Origin of the sequence: Micromonospora sp. LOL_013 (assembly GCF_048060315.1) — a bacterium.
GTDB lineage: Bacteria > Actinomycetota > Actinomycetes > Mycobacteriales > Micromonosporaceae > Micromonospora_E.
This window is the reverse complement of sequence record NZ_JBHMIQ010000024.1, coordinates 1-22,465: the sequence shown is the minus strand read 5'-3', so window position 1 is coordinate 22,465 and position 22,465 is coordinate 1. Positions and strand designations below refer to the sequence as shown.

Below are 22,465 nucleotides of genomic sequence, written 5' to 3'. Positions count from 1 at the left end.
GCTTCGACGTACCGCCGACCGGCGGCGGGCCGTAGGGCTGTCGTCGCCGGTGCGTACGCTGCACAGCATGGGAGCGCGCCGCGTGGTGTCAACTGCTCGGATCGCAGTGGTGCTCACCGCCGTGGCGTTGACGCTGTCGGGCTGCGGCGGAGGGCCCAGCCCGGTCGTCTGGGCGGCCGAGGTGTGCACCGCGCTGCGCCCGTGGCGGGCGGAGATCAGCAATCTGACCAGCAGCACCCAGCAGCAGATGACCGCGCAGACGACGCCGGCGCAGGCGCAGGAGAACCTGATCCGGCTGCTGTCCGGCGCGGCCGCCGCGACCGAGACCGCCCGGGTCCGGGTGGTGGAGGCCGGGGTGCCCGACGCGGACCAGGGTGAGCAGGTGGCCACCGGGTTCGCCGACTCGCTCGGCGCGGTGCGCGACGCGTACGGCAAGGCCGAAGAGGGCATCGCCGGGCTGGACGCCACCGGACCGGCGGACAGCTTCTACGACGGGGTCGAGGCGGTGCTTGCCACCCTCACCGACGACTACCAGCGCAGCGCGCTGGACACCAGCTCACTGGGTTCCGCGGAGCTCAATAGGGCCTTCTACGAGGTCCCGGAGTGTCGCTGACGCCGCCGACCGACTCCTCCGCCGGTGTCCCGACGGCCCGGCAGTTGTCGCTGTTCGGCGTGGCGGCGGCGGATCCGACGCCCGGCGACCTGGCGGGTCTGCTCGCCGGTCCGGGCCGGATCAGCCGGATGGGCGGCACGGTACGGGTGTCGGTGGACGTCGAGCCGGCCTGGCGAGTGCACGTGCTGGTGGCCGAGTTCCGGCGGCGCGGGCTGGCGCCGAGTTGGCGTCAGCTGCCGGACGGCCGGCTGACGGTGCGGACGGCGTACACGGCGGTGCTGGCCCGGCTCGGCGCGGCCTGGCTGCATCCGCCGACGCCGGACCAACCGGACGCCGACCTGCCGGCGGCCGAGCCGGTGCACGGCGGCGAGGACGACCGGCTGGTCAAGCGGCCGCCGACCGGATTCCACCTGGCCGGTCAGCGGCTGCGGTTGTGGGCGGCGGCGGCCGGCGCCAGGGATCCGCTCGGCTACCGGTTGCGGCTGGTCGAGTCGGACGCGGACAACTGGCCCCAGGTGGGTGCCGCGCTCGCCGCGATCGGGTTGCCGGCGGTGCTGCTCGATGCCCGGTCCGGCGGTCCGGCGTACCGGATCGTGGGCCGACGCCGGCTGACCAGACTGGCCGAGCTGCTCGGCGACCGGCCCGCCGCCGCCCCCGAGGACGGCTGGGCGTGATGGCGCGGCTGCTCTCCGACCCGGTCCCGATCGCTGTCTGATCGCTGACAGAACAGCCGGGACATCGACCGACGCCAGCGGCTGTTGCGGTGCGGTGCGCCACGTCACGCCGGTCGGTGGGTGTACCGTGTCGCCGTTGGTGCGGTAGGAACGAGCTGGGTCGGCATCGGGTGGGCTGCTGACCGGCTGCGGTGAACCAACCGGACGACCGACGCAAATCGGGCCGAAGGCTTGGGTGCGTGTGCTCCACCGGCCCCGGGTTCGCGTTACGTTGGACATCGTGACCGTCGCCCGCCCGCTTGTCGTGGCGGGCGCCGGTCGATCTGGGCCGCCGCCTGTCGCCGGGCGGTCCGAGTGGGTCGAGGTCAGGAGAGACGTGCCGAGCAACACCTCAACCAGCCGTCTGGTCATCGTCGAGTCGCCGGCGAAGGCCAAGACGATCTCGGGCTACCTGGGCCCGGGGTACGTCGTCGAGGCGAGCCTCGGGCATGTCCGGGACCTGCCGCGCAACGCCGCCGACGTGCCGGCCCGCTACAAGAAGGAGCCGTGGGCCCGGCTCGGCGTCGACGTCGACAACGGCTTCGCCGCGCTGTACGTCGTCTCGGCCGACCGTAAGCAGCAGATCGCCAAGCTGACCAAGCTGGCCAAGGAGGTCGACGAGGTCCTGCTCGCCACTGACGAGGACCGCGAGGGCGAAGCGATCGCCTGGCACCTGGTGGAGACTCTCAAACCCAGGGTGCCGGTGCGTCGGATGGTCTTCCACGAGATCACCCGGGCCGCCATCCGGGCCGCGGTGGCCAATCCCCGGGAGATCGACCGCAACCTGGTCGACGCCCAGGAGGCGCGGCGGATCCTGGACCGGCTGTACGGCTACGAGGTCTCGCCGGTGCTGTGGAAGAAGGTGATGCCCCGGCTGTCCGCCGGCCGGGTGCAGTCGGTGGCCACCCGGATCGTAGTGGAGCGCGAGCGGCAGCGGATGGCGTTCCGTACCGCCGAGTATTGGGACATCCAGGCCACCCTGGCAGTGACCGGCCAGTCGGCGGCCGACGCCGACGGACCCCGCTCGTTCACCGCCAACCTGATCGCGCTCGGCGGCGACCGGATCGCCACCGGCAAGGATTTCGAGCCGAGCACCGGGCGGGTCCGCCCGGAGGCGTCGGTGGTGCATCTGGACAGCGACGGGGCGCGGGGCCTGGCGGCCCGGCTCGACGGTCGGCCGTTCACCGTCACCCGGGTCGAGGAGAAGCCGTACCGCCGCCGGCCGTACGCCCCGTTCATCACCTCCACCCTGCAGCAGGAAGCGGCCCGCAAGCTGCGGTTCTCGTCGCAGCAGACGATGCGCACCGCGCAGCGCCTGTACGAGAACGGTTACATCACCTACATGCGGACCGACTCGGTCAACCTGTCGGAGACGGCGATCGCCGCCGCCCGCAGCCAGGTCGCCGAGCTGTACGGCGACCGTTTCGTCCCGCCGGAGCCGCGTCGCTACACCGGCAAGGTCAAGAACGCCCAGGAGGCGCACGAGGCCATCCGCCCCGCCGGTGACCACTTCCGCACCCCTGGGGAGCTGGCCAACGAGCTGTCCGCCGAGGAGTTCAAGCTCTACGAGCTGATCTGGCGGCGGACCATCGCGTCCCAGATGACCGACGCGGTGGGTTCCAGCGTGTCGGTGCGGATCCGGGCCGTCTCGACCGTCGGCGAGGAATGCGACTTCGGCGCGACCGGCAAGACGATCACCGACCCGGGCTTTCTGCGCGCCTACGTCGAGTCGTCCGACGACGAGTCGGCCGAGGCGGAGGACGCTGAGCGCCGGCTGCCGAACCTGGCCAAGGACCAACCGCTCACCGCGCGGGAGTTGGCGGCGGTCGGGCACAGCACCCAGCCGCCGGCCCGCTACACCGAGGCTTCCCTGGTCAAGGCGTTGGAGGAGCTGGGCATCGGGCGCCCGTCCACCTACGCGTCGATCATGCAGACCATCCAGGACCGGGGGTACGTGGCCAAACGCGGCCAGGCGCTGATCCCGTCGTTCCTGGCCTTCGCGGTGATCGGGCTGCTGGAGCGACACTATCCGCGACTGGTCGACTACAACTTCACCGCCAGCATGGAGAACGAGCTGGACGAGATCGCGTCCGGCGACCACCAGGCAGTGGACTTCCTCACCTCGTTCTACTTCGGCAGCGACACCGCGGGGGACGAGTCGGTCGCCCGCTCCGGTGGCCTCAAGCGGTTGGTCACCGAGAAGCTCGCCGAGATTGACGCCCGCAGCGTCAATTCGATCCCGCTCGGTGTCGACGACGAGGGCCGTCAGGTCGTCGTCCGGGTCGGCCGCTACGGTCCGTACCTGCAGCGGTTCCTGCCCGACACGGAGGGTGCCGACCACGCGGCGGCCGGGCCGACCGGAGATGGCTCAGCGGCCGCGCCCACAGCGGGTGCTGCCAGCGGTGCCGAGCCGGCGGCCGGTGGCGGTGACGAGGCGGAGGGGGCGGCAGCCGGAGCCGGCGGGGACCGCGTTTCGCTGCCGGAGGGGATCGCGCCGGACGAGCTGACCCCGGAAAAGATCAACGAACTGTTTCTCGGCGGTGGTGGCGAGCGCAAGCTCGGCGAACACCCGGAGACCGGCGAGCCGATCGTGCTCAAGTCCGGCCGGTTCGGCCCGTACGTCGCCAGTGGCGAGCGCCGCTCCTCATTGCTGCGCTCCCAGTCACCGGAGACGCTGAGCATCGCCGAGGCGCTGCGGCTGCTGTCGCTGCCCCGGGTGGTCGGGGTGGCACCGGACGGTGCCGAGGTGCTCGCCGCCGCCGGCCGGTACGGCCCGTACGTCAAGAAGGGCGACGAGTTTCGGTCGCTGGAGTCCGAGGAGCAGTTGTTCACCGTCTCGCTGGACGAGGCGCTGACGTTGCTCGCCGCGCCGAAGACCCGGCAGCGGCGGGCCGCCGCGCCGCCGTTGCGGGAGATGGGCGCGGATCCGCTCACCGAGCGTCCGCTGGTGATCAAGGACGGCCGGTTCGGCCCGTACGTCACCGACGGCGAGAGCAACGCCTCGCTGCGGCGTGGCCAGACGCCCGAGTCGTTGACGATCGAGCAGGCGTCGGAGATGTTGGCCGAGAAGCGGGCGAAGGGCCCGGCGCCGCGTAAGAAGGCGGCGAAGAAAGCGCCGGCGAAGAAGGCCACCGCCAAGGCGACCGGTGCGAAGAAGGCTACGGCCAAGAAGACCGCGCCGAAGAAGGCCACCGCCAGCCGGGCCGCAGACCGGTCCGACGACTCCTGACCGCACCGCAGACCACGCCGCAGACCACGCGCCAGGTGGATGACTCCTGGCCGTGCTCCTGGCCGGCGGTGGCCCGCCGAGGGCCAGATTGTCATGAATGATCTTCTCAAATGATCTTCATGGTCAGGATGATGTGGGACAGGTGAATACCGATATCCGTTTCGCTCGTTAATCCGAGTAACGTTTTTGATCTCACTGCTGCCGACGGTGGTTCCGACGCGCGGGGGATCTTTCTCGGAAGGAGTGGGACGAGTGTCGACACCAGCCGTCACCAGTGGCCCGCTGCGGCGGGTGCCGGTCCAGGGGCGCAGTCTCGCCCGGGTCCAGCGCATGCTCGACGCGTGCGCCGAGATCGTGGACGAGGTTGGCTACGAGGGTCTGACGACGACCCTGCTCGCTGAACGAGCCGAGGTGGCCATCGGTTCCGTCTATCAGTTCTTTCCGGACAAGCGGGCGATCGTGCAGGCACTGACGCTGCGCAACATCGAGGCGTACGTGCAGCGGCTCAACGAACGGTTCACCGGCGGCGAGTTCGACCACTGGTGGGACGGCGTCGCCGCCGGCATCGACGAGTACATCTGCATGCACCGTACGGTGCCCGGATTCCGCACCCTGCACTTCGGCGACGTGGTCGACGTACGGCTGCTGGACGAGAGCAGGGACAACAACGCGGTGATCGCCAGTGAGCTGTCCAAGGTACTGGTGGGGCGGTTCGGTATCCCGGACGAACCCCGGCTGCGGTTCGCGCTGCAGATCGCGGTGGAGGCCGCCGACGCGCTGATCAAACTGGCGTTCCGGCGCACCGCCGAGGGCGATGAGAGCGTACTGCGCGAAGCGAAGGCCCTGATTCGCGAATACCTGCACCGCCACGTCGACCCCGCCGCGACCGGTGACCGCGACGGTGACCGTGACCGACCGGGCTGAGCGCCAGGATTAGAGTGTGACCGGGGCCCGGCCGCCGGGCCGACGGGGAGGAACGGTCATCGACGACAACGCCACCAGGCCGCAGCGCGGTGGTGCGCCCGACACACCGCCGGCCGACCAGGCTGCCGCCCCGGTCGACCTGTCCGGTCTGCCGGCGCTGCGTTCGGTGCTGCGCATCCGTCCGTTCCGGCGGCTGTGGATCGTGCTCGGGGTCGCCTCGTTCAGCGACTGGCTGGGCCTGCTCGCCACCTCGATCTTCGCGGCCGGGCAGGTCTCCGGCGGTGCGGCGCAGGGCGCGGCGTTCGGCGGTGTCATCGCCGTACGGCTGCTGCCGGCGTTGGTCCTCGGCCCGGTCGCCGGGGTGCTCGCCGACCGGTTCGACCGCCGCTACACGATGGTCATTTGCGACCTGCTCCGGTTCGTGCTGTTCGCCTCCATCCCGCTGCTGCCGATGTTCGGCGCGAGCGGCGCCCTCACGGTCGCCTGGGCGGCGATCGCGATCTTCCTGATCGAGACGATCACGTTGATCTGGATCCCGGCGAAGGAGGCGGCGGTCCCCAACCTGATCCCCAAGGCCCGGTTGGAGATCGCCAACCAACTCACCCTGATCGCCACGTACGGGTTCACCCCGGTGCTCGCCGCGATCAGCCTGGCTGTCCTCGACGCCGCCGTCCGGGCGGCGGCGGTGACCGATCTGCCGGCCTGGGCGGAGCCGGCGCAGTTGGCGCTGTTCTTCAACGCCGCCTCCCGGCTGGCCACGGCGATCGTGGTCTTCTACGGCATCAAGGAGATCAGCGGACGGGCCGGCGCCGCCGGGCGCGCCGACCAGAGCCTGATCCGGCAGTTCGTCGAGGGGTGGCGGTTCATCGGCCAGACCCCGCTGGTCCGGGGTCTGGTGCTGGGCATCTTCGGCGCGTTCGCCGGTGGTGGCATCGTGATCGGCACCGCGAAGTTCTTCACCGCCTCGCTGAGCGCCGGTGACGCCGCGTTCTACCTGCTCTTCGCGGCGATCTTCGTCGGTCTGGGCGCCGGGATCGGGCTGGGCCCGACGGTGGTGCGTGACCTGTCCCGGCGGCGCTGGTTCGGGCTGAGCATCATGCTGGCCAGCGGCTCGGTGCTGATCCTCGCCCTGTCCATCCATCTGTCCATGGCCATCCTCGGCGCGGTGCTGGTCGGCGCGGCGGCCGGGATGGCGTTCCTGGCCGGGATCACCCTGCTCGGCGGGGAGATCGCCGACGACGTCCGGGGCCGGGTCTTCGCCGTGGTACAGACCGGCACCCGGGTGGTGCTGATGCTGGCCATCTCGGTCAGCAGCGTGCTGGTCGGTGTGGGCGGCTCCCGCCAGCTGCAGATCGCCAACCTGGGCGTCTCGTTCTCCTCGACCCGGTTGTTGCTGCTGCTCGCCGGGGTGTTCGGCATCTTCGCCGGGCTCAGCGCCTTCCGCCAGATGGATGACAAACCAGGCGTTCCGGTCCTGGCCGACCTGTGGGGGTCGATCCGGGGGCGGCCGTTGGCGTCGGCGGAGCCGTTCACCGCGAACGGGGTCTTCGTCGTCTTCGAAGGCGGCGAGGGCGCCGGCAAGTCGACCCAGGTGACGGCGTTGGCGCAGGCGCTGCGCGAGCGGGGCCGGGAGGTGGTGGTGACCCGCGAACCGGGGGCCAGCGGGCTCGGCGAGAAGATCCGCCGGCTGGTGCTCGACGGCGGACCCGACGCGCCGTCGCCCCGCGCGGAGGCCCTGCTGTACGCCGCCGACCGGGCCCACCATGTGGCGACCGTGGTCCGGCCGGCGCTGGCCCGGGGCGCGGTCGTGGTCAGCGACCGCTACGTCGATTCGTCGTTGGCGTACCAGGGTGCCGGGCGGACCCTGCCGGTCGATGAGGTCTCCTGGCTCTCCTCCTGGGCCACCGGGGGTCTCAAACCCGACCTGGTGGTGCTGCTGGACATCGAGCCACGGGCGGGCCTGGACCGGGCGCAGCGGCGCGGGGCCGGTGCCGACCGGCTGGAGAGCGAGTCGCTGGCGTTCCACGAACGGGTCCGGTACGCGTTCCTCGACCTGGCCGCCGCCGACCCGAAACGCTACCTGGTGCTGGACGCCACCCGTGGCGTCGACGAGGTACGCGGCGCGGTGCTCGACCGGGTCGAGGTGCTGACCGGCCGGGCCGACCCGGCGGCGCCCGCCGAGCCGAACGCCGACGCGGAGCCGAACGCCGACGCCGAGCCGAACGCCGACGCGGAGCCGAGGGCCGACGCCGAAGCGGGGCGACCGACGTGACGACCGTGAGCATGCCCGCTGACGTCTTCGCCGACCTGGTCGGTCAAAACGAGGCGGTGCAGACCCTGCGCCGGGCCGCTGCGGCGGCTGGCGAGCTGCTAGCCGCCGGCGACGGCGACCCGCCGCCGTCGGCCGGGGCGATGACCCACGCCTGGATTTTCACCGGGCCACCCGGCTCCGGGCGGTCGGTGGCCGCCCGCGCGCTGGCCGCCGCGCTGCAGTGCCTGCACGGGCAGGGCTGCGGCCGGTGCGCCGGCTGCCACACCACCCGGGCCGGTACCCACGCCGACGTCCGGTTCGTCGTGCCGGACGGCCTGTCGATCAGCGTCGGCGAGATGCGCGCGCTGGTGCTGCGGGCGGCCAGCACGCCGTCCGCCGGACGCTGGCAGGTGCTGGTGATCGAGGATGCCGACCGGCTCACCGAGGCGGCCGGCAACGCGCTGCTCAAGGCGATCGAGGAACCGCCGCCCAGGACGGTGTTCCTGCTCTGTACGCCGTCCACCCACCCGGACGACATTTCGGTGACCATCCGGTCCCGCTGCCGAGTGGTCAGCCTGCGGCAGCCGCCGGCCGAGGCGGTCGCCCAGGTGCTGGCCGAGCGGGACGGCGTACCGGCGGAGACCGCCACCTGGGCGGCGGCGGCCGCGCAGGGGCACGTCGGCCGGGCCCGGCGGCTGGCCCAGGACCAGCAGGCGCGGGAGCGCCGGGACGCCGTTCTGGCGGTGCCGCGTCGGCTGACCACGGTCGGGGCCTGCTTCGACGCCGCGTCGGCGTTGATCGCCGCCGCCGAGGCGGAGGCCGAGGCAGCGGTCGCCGATGTTGACGCGGCGGAACGTACGGCGCTGCAGACCGCGCTGGGTGCCGGCGGCACCGGGCGCGGTGCCGCCAGCGCTGCCCGGGGGACCGCCGGGCAGATCAAGGAGCTGGAACGGCGGCAGAAGTCCCGGGCCACCCGGGCGCAGCGGGACGCGTTGGACCGGGCGCTGGTTGATCTGGCCGGCTTCTACCGCGACGTACTGGTTTCCGCGCTGCGGGCCCCGGTGGCCCCGGTGCACACCGACATCGCCGGGCTCACCGGCGCAGCTGCCGAAAAGTGGACAGCGGAGTCGGCGCTGCGCCGGCTGGAAGCAGTGCTGAGCTGCCGAGAAGCGATCACCGGCAACGTCAAGCCACGGATCGCCGTCGAAGCGATGATGCTCAGCCTCTGGCGCGGCTAGGTCGCTGCCGGTACGGTTCGGTGCCGTAGCGCAGCCCCATCCGTACGTAGGGTGCAGACCGGTCTGTGCCCGTTTGCCGACGATGGTGAGGACCCCGTGGTACGGCAGATCGACGAAGCGTGGATCGAGGACGCGGTCGAGCGGTACCGCCAAATCGAGGCCCGGCAGGTCGAGTTCGACAAGGCGGTGCACACCGTCGAGGTGACGGTGCGCTCGCCGGACGGGTCGGTCGAGATCGTGGTCAACGCCGCCGGCACCGTGACCGACGTACGGATCCTCGGTCCCCTGCACACCCGGAGCAACACCGAACTGGCCGCCGCCGTGCGGTCCACGGTGGCGGCGGCAGCCGACGCCGCCCGCTGGGCGCGCGAGAAACTGTGGGCCGAGACGTTCGGTGCCCACCCGTCGCTGCGGGAGGTCTGACATGGACGCCACCGTGCAGCTGATCGCCGCCGAGCTGACGCGCTGCGCCGACCAGTTGGCTGGCACCGCGAGCCAGCTGACCGGGCTGCGCGACAACGCAGACCGTGGACTGGGCGGCGAGTTGAGCGGCGCCGCCGTCGGCGGGCCGCAGGCGGTGTCGGCCGGCCGGTTGGGCGCGCTCACCGCAGCGCTGGGCCGGCAGTGGCGGGACACGATGGCGCAGCGGGCGGCTGAAGCGGACGACGCCGGCCGGCGGCTCGCCGACACCGCAGCCGGGTTGCGGTCCGTGGTCGGCGCGTACCGCGACGTCGACCTGACGGCCCGCCGCCGGCAGTCGACGGAGGGCAGCTGATGGACGTGTTGGACCGGGTCGCCGCCCCGGCCCGGGATCTGCTGGCCCGAGTGGACGCGCTGCTCATCGGCACCGGCGCGCCGCCGGGGCATCCGGTCTGGCCGCTGCTGCGCCAGGTGCGGGCGTTGCCCGGTGACGCGGTGGCCGCGTTCGTCGCGGTGCGCCCGGAGCCGCTGGCCGCCGCCGGCGCCGCGCTCCGCCCGCAACTGGACGGGTACGCCGAAGCGGTCGATGTGCTGTCCGGCCGGCTGGACTGGTCCGGCCCGGCGGCTCAGGCGTACGACGCGGCACGCCGTACCCTCGCCACCCGGCTGACCGGTGGTGGTGGCGGTGGCGCTGCCGACCCGGACAGCCTGGCCGGGCGGTTGACGGCCACCGCCGGGTACGCCGAGGCGGTCGCCGGCTGGGCGGCGCTGAGCCGGGCCGGCCTGGCCGCCGTGCTGGCCGAGGCACTGGGCTCGGCCGAGGCGGTCACCGTACGGACCGTCGACGCCGAACCCGGATGGTCGGCGGTTCCGGGTTCCGGGCCGCCGGGGTCGGCAGCGGCCGACGCCGCCGCCACGATCGCGGCGGCGGTGCTGACCGCGATCCTGGAGATCGCCGAGCGGGGCGAGGACCTGCTGGAGCGCTGGCGGCCCCGGTTGGCGCCGGCCGGCGGGCACCGGCCGGCCGATGTCGCCAGCCCTGGTGCCGGTGCCGACGGGACGATCCGGCTGCGCTACTGACCCGGAACAGGCAACGGCGCCGCGCTCAGGAGCACGGCTATTCGCCTGTTGCTCCGGCTGCGACGCCGTGACCCTTCCTGCACCCCCCGCAGGCTCTTGACACCGAAGGGAACGCGGCCGGCCCGGACAGGTTGCGGGCCGCCCGGCACATTCAGCCGTTCAGCCGGCTCCATCCGGCGGATCGGCTGCCGCCGGCTGCCTTCTCGATGCCGCGAGGTCGACGTAGGGTAGGGCCATGGGGATGCTCTGCGCGGTCAGCTTCAACCGGTACGGGCGCCTCTTCTACCTCGACCCCGGTGATCTGCGGCCGGCGGTCGGCGACAAGGTGCTGGTGCCCACCGACGACGGCACCGAGGTCGCCGAGTGCGTCTGGGCCCCGCAGTGGGTCGACGATCCCACCGACGGCTTTCCCCGGCTGGCCGGGCTGGCCACCGAGCAGGATCTGCACCGTGACGAGGTGCAACGCAAACGCAAGGCGGAGGCGAAGGTCGCGGCGAAGCGGCTGATCCGCGAGCACGGGCTGCCGATGAAGGTGGTCGCCGTTGACCACGTGCTGGGACCGGGGTCGCTGCACAGCGCCCGGGCCACCATCTACTTCACCGCGCCGCACCGGGTCGACTTTCGGTCGCTGGTGCGCGACCTCGGCGCGACCCTGCACTGCCGGGTGGAGCTGCGGCAGTTGGCGGCCCGCGACTCGGCCCGGGTGCAGGGCGGCATCGGCTCCTGCGGCCGGGACCTGTGCTGCGCGACCTTCCTCACCGACTTTGAGCCGGTGACCATCCGGATGGCCAAGGACCAGGATCTGCCGCTCAACCCGCTGCGCATCTCCGGCGCCTGCGGCCGACTGATGTGCTGCCTCAAGTACGAACATCCACTGTACGCGGACAGCAGCAGTTACCCCACCTCGGGCCAGCGGGTCGAGACCCCGGACGGTCCGGCCAAGGTGGTGTCGCGGCATCCGCCGAGCGAGTCGGTCACCGTACGGCAGATTGCCGACGGGGCGGTGCAACGCTGTGCCCTGGCCGACGTCTGCGGCCCGCGCCGGGCCCACGACCAGGCGTACGGCTGACCTCGCGGCTCACCGGACGTCGCCGGCTCAGCGGATGGTGATCGGTTCCTCGGCGAGTCGGGTGGTCAGCGGCTGCTCCGGCACGATCCACGGGGCGTGCGCGGGCGCCTGCGGGTCGGCCCGCCAGCGCTGGCACACCCGGTCGACGGCCACCGGGTAGAGGGTCAGCGACCCGTCGGCGGCGATCCGCATCCGGATGAAGCACTTCGAGTCCTCGATGCCCTGCCCGGCGAACAGCTCGTTGAGGTTGACGTCGAACGCGCCGGCCAGCACCAGGTAACCGGCGGTCAGCTGGCTTGCGACCAGCCCGGCGACCGGGCCGTAGACGACTGCGGCGGCGACCACCGGCAATGGCCAGGGCCAGTCGACGAACGGTAGCTCCAGCCAGATCAGCGCACCGACCCAGGCCAGCGCGATGTGCGCGACACCGTGCCCGAGCCCGAGCAGCCAGTGCCGGGAATGTCGGGCGCCGCTGGCGCTCGGCGGTTTGGCGAAGACCACCGACGCGGCGAGGGTGAGCACCACCATCGCGACCAGCGGGATGCTGAACAGTCGCTGGTTGTCGGGATCGGCCCAGGAGACGATGACCCCGGCGACGGCCAGCATCAGCAGCGTCTGCAGGGTGCCGAGCAGGGTGGCGAAGCCCGGGTTGCGGCGCGGCAGCCGGTGGAAGATCCCCCAACTGTAGCGGCGGGACCGGGCCGCCTCCGGGTAGCGGCCGGCCAGCTCGTAGTCGCGTTGCGGGCTGGCGTTGCGGGAAAGGGTGTCGACCGGCGGTACGGTGATCCGCTCGGGCAACTTGTGCGTCGCCGACAGGTAGGCGCCGCCGCCGCCACAGGTGATCAACTGCCGGTCCGGGTTGGCGTACCGGGCGTAGTGGTGCTGGTCGCCGGAGATCATCAGCGGCACCCGGGCACCGGCCGGCTTGACCACCGTACGCAGGAAGTAGTCGACCGCGTCGTAGGCCTGCGGGTCGCCGACCGCCTTGACCCAGGTCGGTTCCGGCACCGCCAGGATCACCCGGTCACCCGGCTTGAGCTGCTCGGCCGCCTTCTCGAAGTAGATCAGCTGCGGGTCGTCCAGGTACGCGCCGAACTGCTCGTCGATGGCGAACAGCCACCAGTCGTTCGGCAGCCGGGTGGCGAAGTACGACCGTTTCTGCTCGGTCCGCCAGCCGCCGATGGTGGCGTCGCGTCGGCGGGCGAACAGCCGCAGGAACGCGGTGAGCCCGTCGTACCAGTCGTGGTTGCCGGGGATGGCGTACAGCGTGGGTCGCGGCTGCCCGGCCGGCGGCTTCGGGAAGGCCGCCTGGTACGGCCCCTTGCTCCGGTCCTCGTACGCCTCGCCGCTGGCCGCCGGGTAGACCTGGTCGCCGCCCATCACCAGCAGGTCGCCGCGGCGCAGCCGGCCGACGCCGTCGACGTCCAGCTCCGGCTGTGCCAGCAGGTACGCCAGCGAGTAGGTGGCCGGGAAGCCGTCACCCAGGTCGGCCACGTAGTCGATCCACAGCTCCCCGTCGACGGCGTCGTGGTGGTGCACGTCGTCGGGGAGCGCGCCCTGCAGTTCCCGCTTGTCGAGGTACGCGCCGAACAGCATCGCCAGCAGGGTGCGTAGCCCGGTGCTGAGCAGCAGCATCGGGGCCAGCCAGGGCACCGGTGGTCGCGGGGCGAAGCCGAGCTCCCTCGGGTCCAGCGACCGGGGCCGGTGATGTTCGGCGGCGGCTGGGTCCGGATCGATCGGCCCGGGGCCGGCCGGGTCGGCGGCTGGGGCAGGCGTGCTCGGTTCGTCCGTCACACGTCCGGAGCCTACTGTCGGTCATTGACGCCTGTCACCCGTGGCCGGCCCTCGGCCGTCCCGTCGGTGCCTCTCGGCCGCCCGGCGTGATCTCCGCCCGGTGCCGTACACTGGTTCACCGTTGCCGCCTTAGCTCAGTCGGCAGAGCGACGCACTCGTAATGCGTAGGTCGACGGTTCGATTCCGTCAGGCGGCTCCAACAGATGCCCTGACCAGCAGGCCTGCTGGTCAGGGCATCTCTTCGCCGGTCAGGTTTCCAGGGACGCGGTGGCCGCGACCGCGCGGCAGAGCCTTCCACGACGCGTGGCGGACGGCCGCGTGGTTGACTAAGGCTGGATGTTCGGCCCAGCCCGAAGCAGGAGTTCCCTCGTGCGGACTTGCCCGTCGTCACCCGACTCGCAACTCGTCCTTGACGAGGTCACCAAGCGCTACCCCGAACGGGTCGTCCTGGAGCGGGTGTCGCTCACCGTCAAGCCGGGGGAGCGGGTCGGTGTCATCGGCGAGAACGGGTCGGGCAAGTCGACCCTGCTCCGGCTCATCGCCGGGCTGGAGACGCCGAACAGCGGGCACCTGACGGTCTCCGCGCCCGGCGGCACCGGATACCTGGCGCAGCGGCTGCGGCTGCCACCCGGCGGCACCGTGCGGGACGTGGTGGACCACGCACTGGCCGACCTACGGCACATGGAGGCGCGGCTGCGGGCCGCCGAGGCGGCCCTCGCCGCCGCGACCGCTGAGCAGCTGGACGAGTACGGCACGCTGCTCACCGAGTTCGAAGCCCGCGGCGGCTACGCGGCCGACGCCCGGGTGGACGCAGCCCTGCACGGCCTCGGCCTGCCCGATCTCGACCGGGACCGGGCGGTCGACACCCTCTCCGGCGGGGAACGGTCCCGGCTCGCCCTCGCGGCCACCCTGGCCGCCGCGCCGGAGCTGTTGCTACTCGACGAGCCCACCAACGACCTCGACACCGAGGCCGTCGAGTGGCTGGAGGAGCACCTGCGCACGCACCGGGGCACGGTGTTGGTGGTCACCCACGACCGGATGTTCCTCGAGGCGGTCACTCCCACCATCCTGGAGGTCGACGCCGACACCCTGACCGTGCGCCGGTACGGGGACGGCTACGCCAACTACCTGCGGGCAAAGGCCGCCTCCCGGGCCGCCTGGGAGCGCGCGTACGCGGACTGGCTGGCCGAGGTCGACCGGCAGACCGACCTCGCGGAGCGGGCCGGCGAGATGCTCCGGTCCATCTCCCGCAAGGGTCCGGCGGCGTTCAGCGGGGCCGGCGCGCACCGGTCCCGGTCCTCGTCAACGGCGACCTCCCGCAAGGCCCGCAACGCCAACGAACGGCTGCGCCGCCTCCGGGAGGAGCCGGTTCCGCGCCCCGCCGACCCGTTGCGGTTCACCGCGTCCGTCACGGCGGGCCCGGTGGACGCCGACACCCTCTGCGCCCAGTTGACCGACGTTCGGGTCGGCGACCGGCTCCACGTTCCCGACCTGGTCGTCGGCCGGTCCGAGCGACTGCTGGTCACCGGTCGCAACGGGGCGGGCAAGAGCACGCTGATGCGGGTGCTCGCCGGTGAACTCGTTCCGGACGGTGGGCAGGTGCGGCTCCCGGCCCGGGTCGGTCACCTGCGCCAGGACGTGGCGGCGGAGCAGCCGGGGCGCACCCTGCTGGAGGCGTTCGCGGCGGGCCGCCCGGGGCACCCCGACGAGCACGCCGAGGACCTTCTCGCGCTCGGCCTCTTCCGCCCGGACGATCTGGGGATGCCAGTCGGGACGCTCTCCGTCGGGCAGCGCCGCCGGATCGACCTGGCCCGCCTGGTCACCCGCCCGGCCGACCTGCTACTACTGGACGAGCCCACCAACCACTTCGCCCCGCTGCTGGTCGAGGAGCTGGAGCGGGCGCTGGACGGCTACGCCGGGGCCCTGGTCGTGGTGACGCACGACCGCCGGATGCGCAGCACCTTCACCGGGACCCGGCTGGAGCTGCGCGAGGGCGCGGTCGCCGGCTCCACGCGGGTGTGACGGCCGGGCGGGAGGAGTACCTCAGCCGCCGACGCCGCCGGTCCCCGCCGGGGTCAGCGCCTTGAGCGCGGCGGTGACCCGCCCGCAGACCGCGTCGATCTGGCCGTTGAGGTAGAAATGCCCGCCGGAGTAGGTGTGGACCACCGTCGTTGCCGTCGTCACCTCGGCCCACGCCGCCGCCTCCTCGGCCGTGACGTTGGGGTCGCTGTCGCCGGTGAGCACGGTGACCGGGCAGCGCAGCAGTGGCCCAGGGCGGTAGTCGTAGGTCGCCGCCGCCCGGTAGTCGTTGCGAATCGCCGGGAGGACCATCTGCAGCAGTTCCTCGTCGGCCAACAGGCTGGAGTCGGTGCCCTCCAGCCGGCGGATCTCCGCGATCAGCTCGTCGTCTGCGTGGTAGTACCGGTCGCGGCGGGGGGTGGCCGGGCCCCGCCGGCCGGAGGCGAAGAGGTGGACCAGCCGGTCGGCGGCGGCGGGTGGGAGCCGCCGACCGACCTCGAAGGCGACCGTGGCGCCCATACTGTGTCCGAAGAAGGCGATCGGCCGGTCCGCTGCGGCGAGCAGGATGGGCAGCAGCCGCTCCACGAGGGCGTCGATGGAGTCGACGAAGGGCTCGTCCCGGCGGTCCTGCCGGCCCGGGTACTGGACCGCCGCCACGTCCAACGTGGCCGGCAGCCGGCGCGCGAACGGCAGGTACGCGCTGGCTGCGCCGCCAGCGTGCGGGAAGCAGAACAGCCGGACGGCGGGGTCGTCGTCCGGCTGGTAACGACGCAGCCAGAGCTCGGGTGAATCGGCGGCCCGGGACATGAGGGTGGACGCTCCTCGGTTTCCTCGATGATGCGGTGCTCAGGTGGTCGGTGGCCTGGTGGGCGCGGCCCGGCGCACCGACCGGGACGATGCGGCCCCGACCTGCGCCGCCATGTCGGTCAGGGCGGCGCGGACCACGGAGACCACCATCTCGACGCTCTCGTCGGACAGGTGGGGGCCGATGGGCAGGCTTAGGACCTCCTCGGCGAGGCGTTCAATGAGTGGTAACGGGCCGGCCCGGCGGACCGTCTCGGTGTCCCGGTACGCGCCGGACCGGTGCACCGGGGTCGGGTAGTGCACCAGCGTCTCCACCCCGGCCTCGGCCAGCCGACCCCGCAGCAGCTCACGATGCCGGGTCCGGACCACGTACAGGTGCCACGCGGACGTGGCCCAGGGCGCGACGGTGGGCAGGACGAGATCGGGCACCTCGCTCAGCGCCTCCGTGTACCGCCGGGCCACCCGGTCCCGTCGCGCGGTCCACTCGTCCAGGTACGGCAGCTTGGCCCGCAGTACCGCCGCCTGGAACTCGTCCAGCCGCGAGTTGCCGCCCTGCACCTGGTGTTCGTACTTGCGTGCGGAGCCGTAGTTGCGCAACAGCCGGACCCGCTCGGCGAGCCGCGCATCGTCGGTGACCACGGCTCCGCCGTCGCCCAGCGCGCCGAGGTTCTTCGCCGGGTAGAAGCTGAACGCGACCACCCCGCCGGCACCGATCGGCCGCCCCCGGTAGGTGGCGGCGTGGGCCTGCGCCGCGTCCTCCACCACCGGTACGCCGTACCGGTCGGCGACCGCCCGCACCGCGTCCAGGTCGACAGGGTGCCCGTAGAGATGTACGACGAGCACCGCCTTGACCCGCGGGGTGAGCGCGTCCGCCAACCGCTCCGGGCAGATGCCGAAACTGGACCCGCCCGGCTCCACCGGCACCGGGCGGGCACCGGTGGCCGACACCGCCAGCCACGTCGCGATGAACGTGTGCGCCGGCACGATCACCTCGTCACCCGGCCCGACGCCGAGCGCCCGCAGGGCCAGCACCAGCGCGTCCAGCCCGCTGCCCACCCCGACGCAGTGCCGCGCCGCGCAGTACGCCGCGAACTCCCTCTCGAACGCCGTCAGCTCCGGACCGAGCAGGTAGCGGCCCGACGCGGACACCCGCGTGTACGCCGCGTCCAGGTCGGCCCGTACCTCGTCGTTGGCCGCAACCAGGTCGAGGAAGGGAACCTCCACTGTCACCTCGGGTCCGTGCGTGGGGTCGGGGCAGGTCAGCGGGTCGACGGCGATCAGCCGCGGACCACCTGGACGGGCAGGTGTCGCGCGGTGAGCTGGTCCGGGTCGTAGAACTCGACCTCGTCGTGGTCGATGCTGAACTCGCTGAACTCGTCGAGGACGTGGTTGAGGAAGACCTTGGCCTCCTGTCGGGCCAGGAACGCGCCCAGGCAGTGGTGGATGCCGTAGCCGAAGGCCAGGTGCTTGTTCGGCTCGCGCCGGATATCGAAGATGTCCGGGTCCGTGAACACCTCGGTGTCGCGGTTCGCGGAGGCGATCCAGGCAATCACCATCTGCCCCTTGCGCATCGGCTGGCCGAAGATCTCGGTGTCCTCGGCGAGCAACCGGAAGATGCAGTTGAAGGGGGACCGCCAGCGAAGGGTCTCCTCGACCACACCGGGGACGAGGTTGCGGTCGGCGCGGACGGCCGCCAGCGCCTCCGGGTGCTCCTCCAGTACCAGGAAGAGGTTGCTGAGCAGCGTGGCGCTGGAGATGTGCCCGGCGGTGAGCAGGAGCGCCACGATGTTGACCACCTCCTCGTCGGTCAGCTTGCGGCCCTCGACCTCTACCGCCAGCAGCCCGCTCATCAGGTCGTCCTGCGGCCGGGCCCGCTTCTCAGCGATCTGGGCGTAGAGGAACTCCGACCACTCCGCGATGGCCGGGCCGACCGTCTCGGTGAAGTCGTCCGGGAGGTTCGGATACTCCAGGCCCTCGTTGCTGAGGATGATGTCGACCCACTCGCGGAACTTCTCGTGGTCCTCGTTCGGGATGCCCAGCATGTCGGCGATGACCGCCACCGGCAGCGGGTACGCGAGTTCGGCGGCGATGTCGATTCGCTCCTGGCCGCGAACCTGCTCGAGGATGTCGGCGGTGATCGTCTCGATCCGCGCCTCCATCTGGGCGATCCGCCGGGGAGTGAACGCCTGGCTCACCAGTTTACGCATCGGACCGTGTCGGGGCGGGTCGATGCCGCCGATGGTGCCTGGCCCCATGAGCAGGGCCAGCTCCGGCGGAACCGGGAAGACCGGGCTGAAGTCCGAGGAGAAGATCAGCGGGTTGGCGGTGACGGTCAGGTAGTCCCGGTAGTTGAACACGTGCCAGGCCTGCCGGGTCTCGTCCCAGGAGACGGGACTGTGCTCCCGCATGTAGGCGAACCAGTCCAGCAGCCCCCGGGCGTCCGCGCCCTTGGGCATGTCGAGCGGTGGCGCGGCTGCGTTGTCCGTCTGCGTCATCGGAGCCCTTCCGTGGATACGTCGGCGTTCAGGCCGGGGAGGAAACGGAACTCCTGCGGAGCAGGACAGGGAAAGCCGATCTGCCGCCAGGGCGGATCGGCGTCCATCCACACGCCACCCCAGGTTTCCCGACCGGATTGCGAGATTGTGGACTGTTCCCGAAACCGTGAAGTGGGCGTTCCGGTACCGCCTCTACCCCACCCCGGGGCAGGCGGCCGAGCTTGCCCGGACGTTCGGTTGTGTCCGGCCGGTCTACCACATGGCGCTGGCCGTCCGCACCGAGGCGACCGACGAGTTCGCCTTCCTCACCGAGGTCTCGTCGGTGCCGTTGCAGCAGGCGCTGCGGCAGTTCCGGACCATGCTGGCGGACAAGGCCGACTGGTACGGCCGAGACCTGGCGGTCGTGGACCGCTGGTTCCCGTCGACCCGGCTGCGCTCCGCATGCGGTGCCCTGGGGAGGCTCTCCGTGATTGCCTGTGGAGGCGGTGTCAGACCTCAACGGGAGTTCTCCTCTCGGACGGGCGGTCGTCGACGAAACAGGAAACCCCGAGGGCGACCAAGGGGATTTCCGTCTTTTAGGGCGGGGAGGAACTCAACCTTGCCAGGATTCGGCGGTCTGACAGTAGCGGTCGCCGGATCCGCAGGTGTACCGGTTATGGCGACTTTTTTCGGGCGTTGGTGGGCGCGAAACGAATCGAAACCAGCTACGGCAAAACGTGGTCTGCAATGTGTGCCATTGTGGTCGATGTGCTGGCGTCGAACCGTGCACCGGACTGAGCTGTCGGGGGGCATGCCGAGAACCGTTCCGTGGCATTGAAAGTTACGGCCCGGTGCCTGCGGTCGCAAGGCCGGACCTGACATAGTGCCGTCTCCAACGCTGAGAGCACGCCCGGAGGAGATCGACTGTAGCGATTGTCACAGACGGTTCGGTCAGTTAAACTACGGGACCTGACATAGTCCTCTGTGATTTCGTGACAGCGTGTCGCCGGCTCCTGTTGGGTGAATCGGGAAAGGGTGGGCTGTCGGGAAAGGGCGGGCTCTCAGGGAGGGAACTTGTCAAGATCGGTACAGGACGGCCCCCTTTCTGGAGGAGAAGCAGCCATGAAGTGTCCCGTAACAGCCGGATCCTTACGGCTCTACCCCTTCAGCGACCGCGCCGACCTCACTGTCGACCCGACCTACGGGGACCTGCGCTCAAAGGAGCCGGTCGCCCGCGTCCGCATGCCCTACGGCGGTGGGGACGCCTGGCTGGTCACCCGGCACGCCGATGCCAGGAAGGCGCTCTCCGACCCGCGGCTCAGCATCGCCGCCGGCGCCGGCCGGGACGTGCCCCGCGCCTCCCCCCGCATTCAGGAGGCGGACGGGCTGATGGGTATGCCCCCCGAGGCGCACGCCCGGCTGCGCCGCCTCGTCGCCACCGCGTTCACCCCGAAACGCGTCCGGGACATCGCCCCCCGGGTCGCCGAGATCGCCGACCGGCTCGTCGACGACGTGATCGAGACCGGCCCGCCAGCGGACCTCGTACGCCAGATCGCCCTCCCCGTCCCGGTCACGATCATCTGCGAGATGATGGGGGTCGCCACCGAGGAGCAGCCCATCTTCCGGGCCTTCAGCGATGCCCTGATGTCCAGCACCCGCTACTCGGACGACGAGGTCGAACAGGCCGTCCAGGAGTTCATCGCGTACCTCGGCGGCCTGCTCGCGCACCGCCGCGCGAACCGTACCGACGACCTCATCGGTGCGCTGATCGAGGCCCGCGACGATGGCGACCGGCTCAGCGAGGAAGAGCTGATCATGCTCACCGGCGGCCTCCTCGTCGGCGGCCATGAGACCACCGCCAGCCAGATCGCCTCGCACCTGTTCGTCCTGCTGCGCGACCGGACCCGGTACGAGACCCTGTGCGCCCGGCCCGAGCTGATCCCGACAGCCGTCGAGGAACTGCTCCGCATCGCCCCGATGTGGGCCACAGTGGGGCCCACCCGCATCGCCACCGAGGACCTGGAACTCAACGGGGCCACCATCCGTGCCGGTGACGCCGTGATCTTCTCCTTGACCTCCGCCAACCTCGACGATGACGCCTTCCCGGACGCCGCCGACGTCGTCCTCGACCGTGAACCCAATCCGCACATCGCGTTTGGATACGGCCCGCATTTCTGCATTGGTGCCAGCCTCGCCCGACTGGAGATCCAGGCCACCATCGGAGCTCTGGTCAGACGACTCCCCAACCTTCGCCTCGCGGTCAAGGAGAACGAACTCGAATGGCACCGGGGGATGATGGTACGGAGCCTCGTGACCCTACCGGTGAGGTGGTGATCCAGCTCCACGACCAGTTCGGATGAGGGGCCGAGTAAGCACCGGATGATCCGCCACGGCCCAATCTAAAACGCGGGCTGGTGATGCCACCCTGTCGGCCATCATCGTTACGTATTCTCGCCGGGAGAATGATCGAGCTGCGCGCGGACGCGCAGCGCGCCAGAGCCCTCCTTCGGATAGTCGGTGAGTCTCCCGAGCGCGTTCTTCTCGACCCAGGAGACCTCATGACCGTGAAGAGCAGCGTGCTGCACACCAGCGATATTGCCGTGGTCGGAATGGCGTGCCGGCTGCCCGGCGCGCCCGGCATCGAGGAATTCTGGGAACTGCTACGTACCGGTCGGAGTGCGGTCGAACGCCAACCCGACGGCAGTTGGCGGGCCGTGGTGGAGGGTAAGGCGGAATTCGACGACACATTTTTCGGGATGTCCCCGCGGCAGGCTGCCGCGGTGGACCCGCAGCAGCGCCTGATGCTCGAACTCGGCTGGGAGGCACTGGAGCATGCCCGGATCCGACCCGCCGACCTCAAGGGCACCGACACCGGTGTCTTCGTCGGCATCGCCGCCGACGACTACGCCACCCTGCTGCACCGCTCCGGCGCTGCCATCAACGGCCACACTGCCACCGGCCTGCACCGCAGCCTTACCGCAAACCGCCTGTCGTACCTGCTCGGCCTGCGCGGGCCCAGCCTCACCGTCGACTCTGCGCAGTCGTCGTCCCTGGTCGCCGTCCACCTGGCGTGCGAGAGCCTGCGCCGGGGCGAGAGCACGGTCGCGCTCGTCGGCGGCGTGAGCCTCGTCCTGGCAGAGGAGAGCAGCGTCGGCATGGCGCTGATGGGCGCACTGTCTCCCGACGGACGGTGCTTCACCTTCGACGCCCGCGCCAACGGCTACGTCCGTGGTGAGGGCGGCGTAGCGCTCGTCCTCAAGCCCCTCGACCAGGCGATCGACGACGGCGACCGGGTGCACTGCGTGATCCGTGGCGGCGCGGTCAACAACGACGGTGGTGGCCCGAGCCTTACCCACCCCGACCGGGCGGCCCAGGAGGCGCTGCTGCGTCGGGCGTACGAGCGGGCCATGGTCGCGCCGGAGCAGATCACCTACGTCGAACTGCACGGCACCGGAACGAAGGCCGGCGACCCCGTAGAGGCGGCTGCCCTCGGGGCGGTACTCGGCGCGGCCCGTACCCCCGACACCAGACTCGCCGTCGGATCTGTCAAGACAAATATCGGCCATCTTGAGGGAACCGCCGGCATCGCCGGCCTGCTCAAGGCGGTGCTCGCCGTCCGGGAGGGAATGCTGCCCCCGAGCCTCAACTTCCAGACGCCGAACCCGGACATCCCGCTCGACGACCTCAACCTGCGGGTGCAGACGGACCTCCAGCGGTGGCCGGGCCGCGAGGTCGGCCTGCCACGCCTCGCCGGAGTCAGTTCCTTCGGAATGGGCGGTACGAATGCTCATTTGATTTTGGAGGAGGCTCCTGTGGTGGGGGAGTCTGTTTCTGTTG

Annotated in this window: 18 protein-coding genes and 1 tRNA gene; 15 read left to right on the top strand and 4 right to left on the bottom strand. The window is 71.4% G+C overall.

Features of this window, described 5'->3' with window-relative positions:
- The first annotated feature begins 67 nt into the window (after window positions 1-67).
- The 10 genes from ACFHWS_RS17265 to ACFHWS_RS17220 all read left to right on the top strand — a co-directional run bounded on the left by ACFHWS_RS17265 (window position 68) and on the right by ACFHWS_RS17220 (window position 11,537).
- Entirely contained in the window at window positions 68-613 is a 546-nt protein-coding gene (locus ACFHWS_RS17265) for a hypothetical protein (RefSeq protein ID WP_416556452.1), read from the top strand.
- Entirely contained in the window at window positions 604-1,287 is a 684-nt protein-coding gene (locus tag ACFHWS_RS17260) for a hypothetical protein (protein ID WP_416556453.1), read from the top strand. The genes ACFHWS_RS17265 and ACFHWS_RS17260 overlap by 10 nt, the downstream gene beginning before the upstream one ends.
- 376 nt (window positions 1,288-1,663) lie before the next feature.
- Window positions 1,664-4,555 carry a type I DNA topoisomerase gene (gene topA, locus ACFHWS_RS17255; protein ID WP_416568550.1) on the top strand — a complete coding sequence of 964 codons (2,892 nt, stop codon included), beginning with the start codon at window positions 1,664-1,666 and terminating at the stop codon, window positions 4,553-4,555.
- A gap of 252 nt (window positions 4,556-4,807) precedes the next feature.
- The gene (locus ACFHWS_RS17250) at window positions 4,808-5,479 is read left to right on the top strand and encodes a TetR family transcriptional regulator (protein ID WP_416556455.1); all 672 of its coding nucleotides are present in this window, start codon (window positions 4,808-4,810) and stop codon (window positions 5,477-5,479) included.
- Window positions 5,480-5,681: 202 nt separating this feature from the next.
- Window positions 5,682-7,751: a dTMP kinase gene (tmk, locus tag ACFHWS_RS17245; RefSeq protein ID WP_416556487.1), complete on the top strand. Its 2,070-nt coding sequence runs from the start codon at window positions 5,682-5,684 to the stop codon at window positions 7,749-7,751.
- An 11-nt stretch (window positions 7,752-7,762) separates the two neighbouring features.
- Window positions 7,763-8,968, top strand: a complete 1,206-nt coding sequence (locus ACFHWS_RS17240) for a DNA polymerase III subunit delta' (RefSeq protein ID WP_416556488.1) — start codon at window positions 7,763-7,765, stop codon at window positions 8,966-8,968.
- A gap of 96 nt (window positions 8,969-9,064) precedes the next feature.
- Complete coding sequence (locus ACFHWS_RS17235) at window positions 9,065-9,391, top strand: YbaB/EbfC family nucleoid-associated protein (RefSeq protein ID WP_416556456.1); 327 nt, start codon at window positions 9,065-9,067, stop codon at window positions 9,389-9,391.
- A 1-nt stretch (window position 9,392) separates the two neighbouring features.
- Window positions 9,393-9,743: a hypothetical protein gene (locus ACFHWS_RS17230; protein WP_416556457.1), complete on the top strand. Its 351-nt coding sequence runs from the start codon at window positions 9,393-9,395 to the stop codon at window positions 9,741-9,743.
- Window positions 9,743-10,468, top strand: a complete 726-nt coding sequence (locus ACFHWS_RS17225; protein ID WP_416556458.1) for a hypothetical protein — start codon at window positions 9,743-9,745, stop codon at window positions 10,466-10,468. Before ACFHWS_RS17230 ends, ACFHWS_RS17225 begins: the two co-directional genes overlap by 1 nt.
- Window positions 10,469-10,703: 235 nt before the next feature.
- On the top strand, window positions 10,704-11,537 hold the full coding sequence (locus ACFHWS_RS17220; protein WP_416568549.1) for a PSP1 domain-containing protein: 834 nt from the start codon (window positions 10,704-10,706) through the stop codon (window positions 11,535-11,537).
- Between the two features lie 27 nt (window positions 11,538-11,564).
- Here the strand turns inward: ACFHWS_RS17220 and ACFHWS_RS17215 are convergent, their stop codons facing one another.
- Window positions 11,565-13,331 carry a metallophosphoesterase gene (locus ACFHWS_RS17215; protein ID WP_416568548.1) on the bottom strand — a complete coding sequence of 589 codons (1,767 nt, stop codon included), beginning with the start codon at window positions 13,329-13,331 and terminating at the stop codon, window positions 11,565-11,567.
- Between the two features lie 123 nt (window positions 13,332-13,454).
- On the opposite strand from ACFHWS_RS17215, the gene ACFHWS_RS17210 reads away from it, so the two are divergent.
- Both ACFHWS_RS17210 and abc-f read left to right on the top strand, forming a co-directional pair.
- A tRNA-Thr gene (locus ACFHWS_RS17210) sits at window positions 13,455-13,530 on the top strand.
- 170 nt (window positions 13,531-13,700) lie between these two features.
- Window positions 13,701-15,353, top strand: a complete 1,653-nt coding sequence (gene abc-f / locus ACFHWS_RS17205) for a ribosomal protection-like ABC-F family protein (protein ID WP_416568547.1) — start codon at window positions 13,701-13,703, stop codon at window positions 15,351-15,353.
- Between the two features lie 21 nt (window positions 15,354-15,374).
- Here the strand turns inward: abc-f and ACFHWS_RS17200 are convergent, their stop codons facing one another.
- Genes ACFHWS_RS17200 through ACFHWS_RS17190 form a run of 3 tightly spaced genes read right to left on the bottom strand, consistent with a single transcriptional unit; the run spans window position 15,375 to window position 18,649 of the window.
- A complete protein-coding gene (locus ACFHWS_RS17200; RefSeq protein WP_416568546.1) occupies window positions 15,375-16,157 on the bottom strand; it encodes a thioesterase II family protein in 783 nt (260 codons plus the stop codon).
- 39 nt (window positions 16,158-16,196) lie between these two features.
- The gene (locus tag ACFHWS_RS17195; RefSeq protein WP_416568545.1) at window positions 16,197-17,384 is read right to left on the bottom strand and encodes a DegT/DnrJ/EryC1/StrS family aminotransferase; all 1,188 of its coding nucleotides are present in this window, start codon (window positions 17,382-17,384) and stop codon (window positions 16,197-16,199) included.
- Window positions 17,385-17,431: 47 nt separating this feature from the next.
- Entirely contained in the window at window positions 17,432-18,649 is a 1,218-nt protein-coding gene (locus tag ACFHWS_RS17190; protein WP_416568544.1) for a cytochrome P450, read from the bottom strand.
- On the opposite strand from ACFHWS_RS17190, the gene ACFHWS_RS17185 reads away from it, so the two are divergent.
- The 3 genes from ACFHWS_RS17185 to ACFHWS_RS17175 all read left to right on the top strand — a co-directional run.
- Window positions 18,609-19,466 (top strand): helix-turn-helix domain-containing protein, encoded by an 858-nt coding sequence (locus tag ACFHWS_RS17185; protein ID WP_416568543.1) that lies wholly within the window; start codon window positions 18,609-18,611, stop codon window positions 19,464-19,466. The two genes, ACFHWS_RS17190 and ACFHWS_RS17185, sit on opposite strands and share 41 nt — an antisense overlap.
- A 284-nt stretch (window positions 19,467-19,750) precedes the next feature.
- Window positions 19,751-20,962 carry a cytochrome P450 gene (locus ACFHWS_RS17180; protein ID WP_416568542.1) on the top strand — a complete coding sequence of 404 codons (1,212 nt, stop codon included), beginning with the start codon at window positions 19,751-19,753 and terminating at the stop codon, window positions 20,960-20,962.
- A gap of 224 nt (window positions 20,963-21,186) precedes the next feature.
- A partial coding sequence (locus tag ACFHWS_RS17175) for a polyketide synthase (protein ID WP_416568541.1) occupies window positions 21,187-22,465 on the top strand: 1,279 nt, incomplete at its 3' end.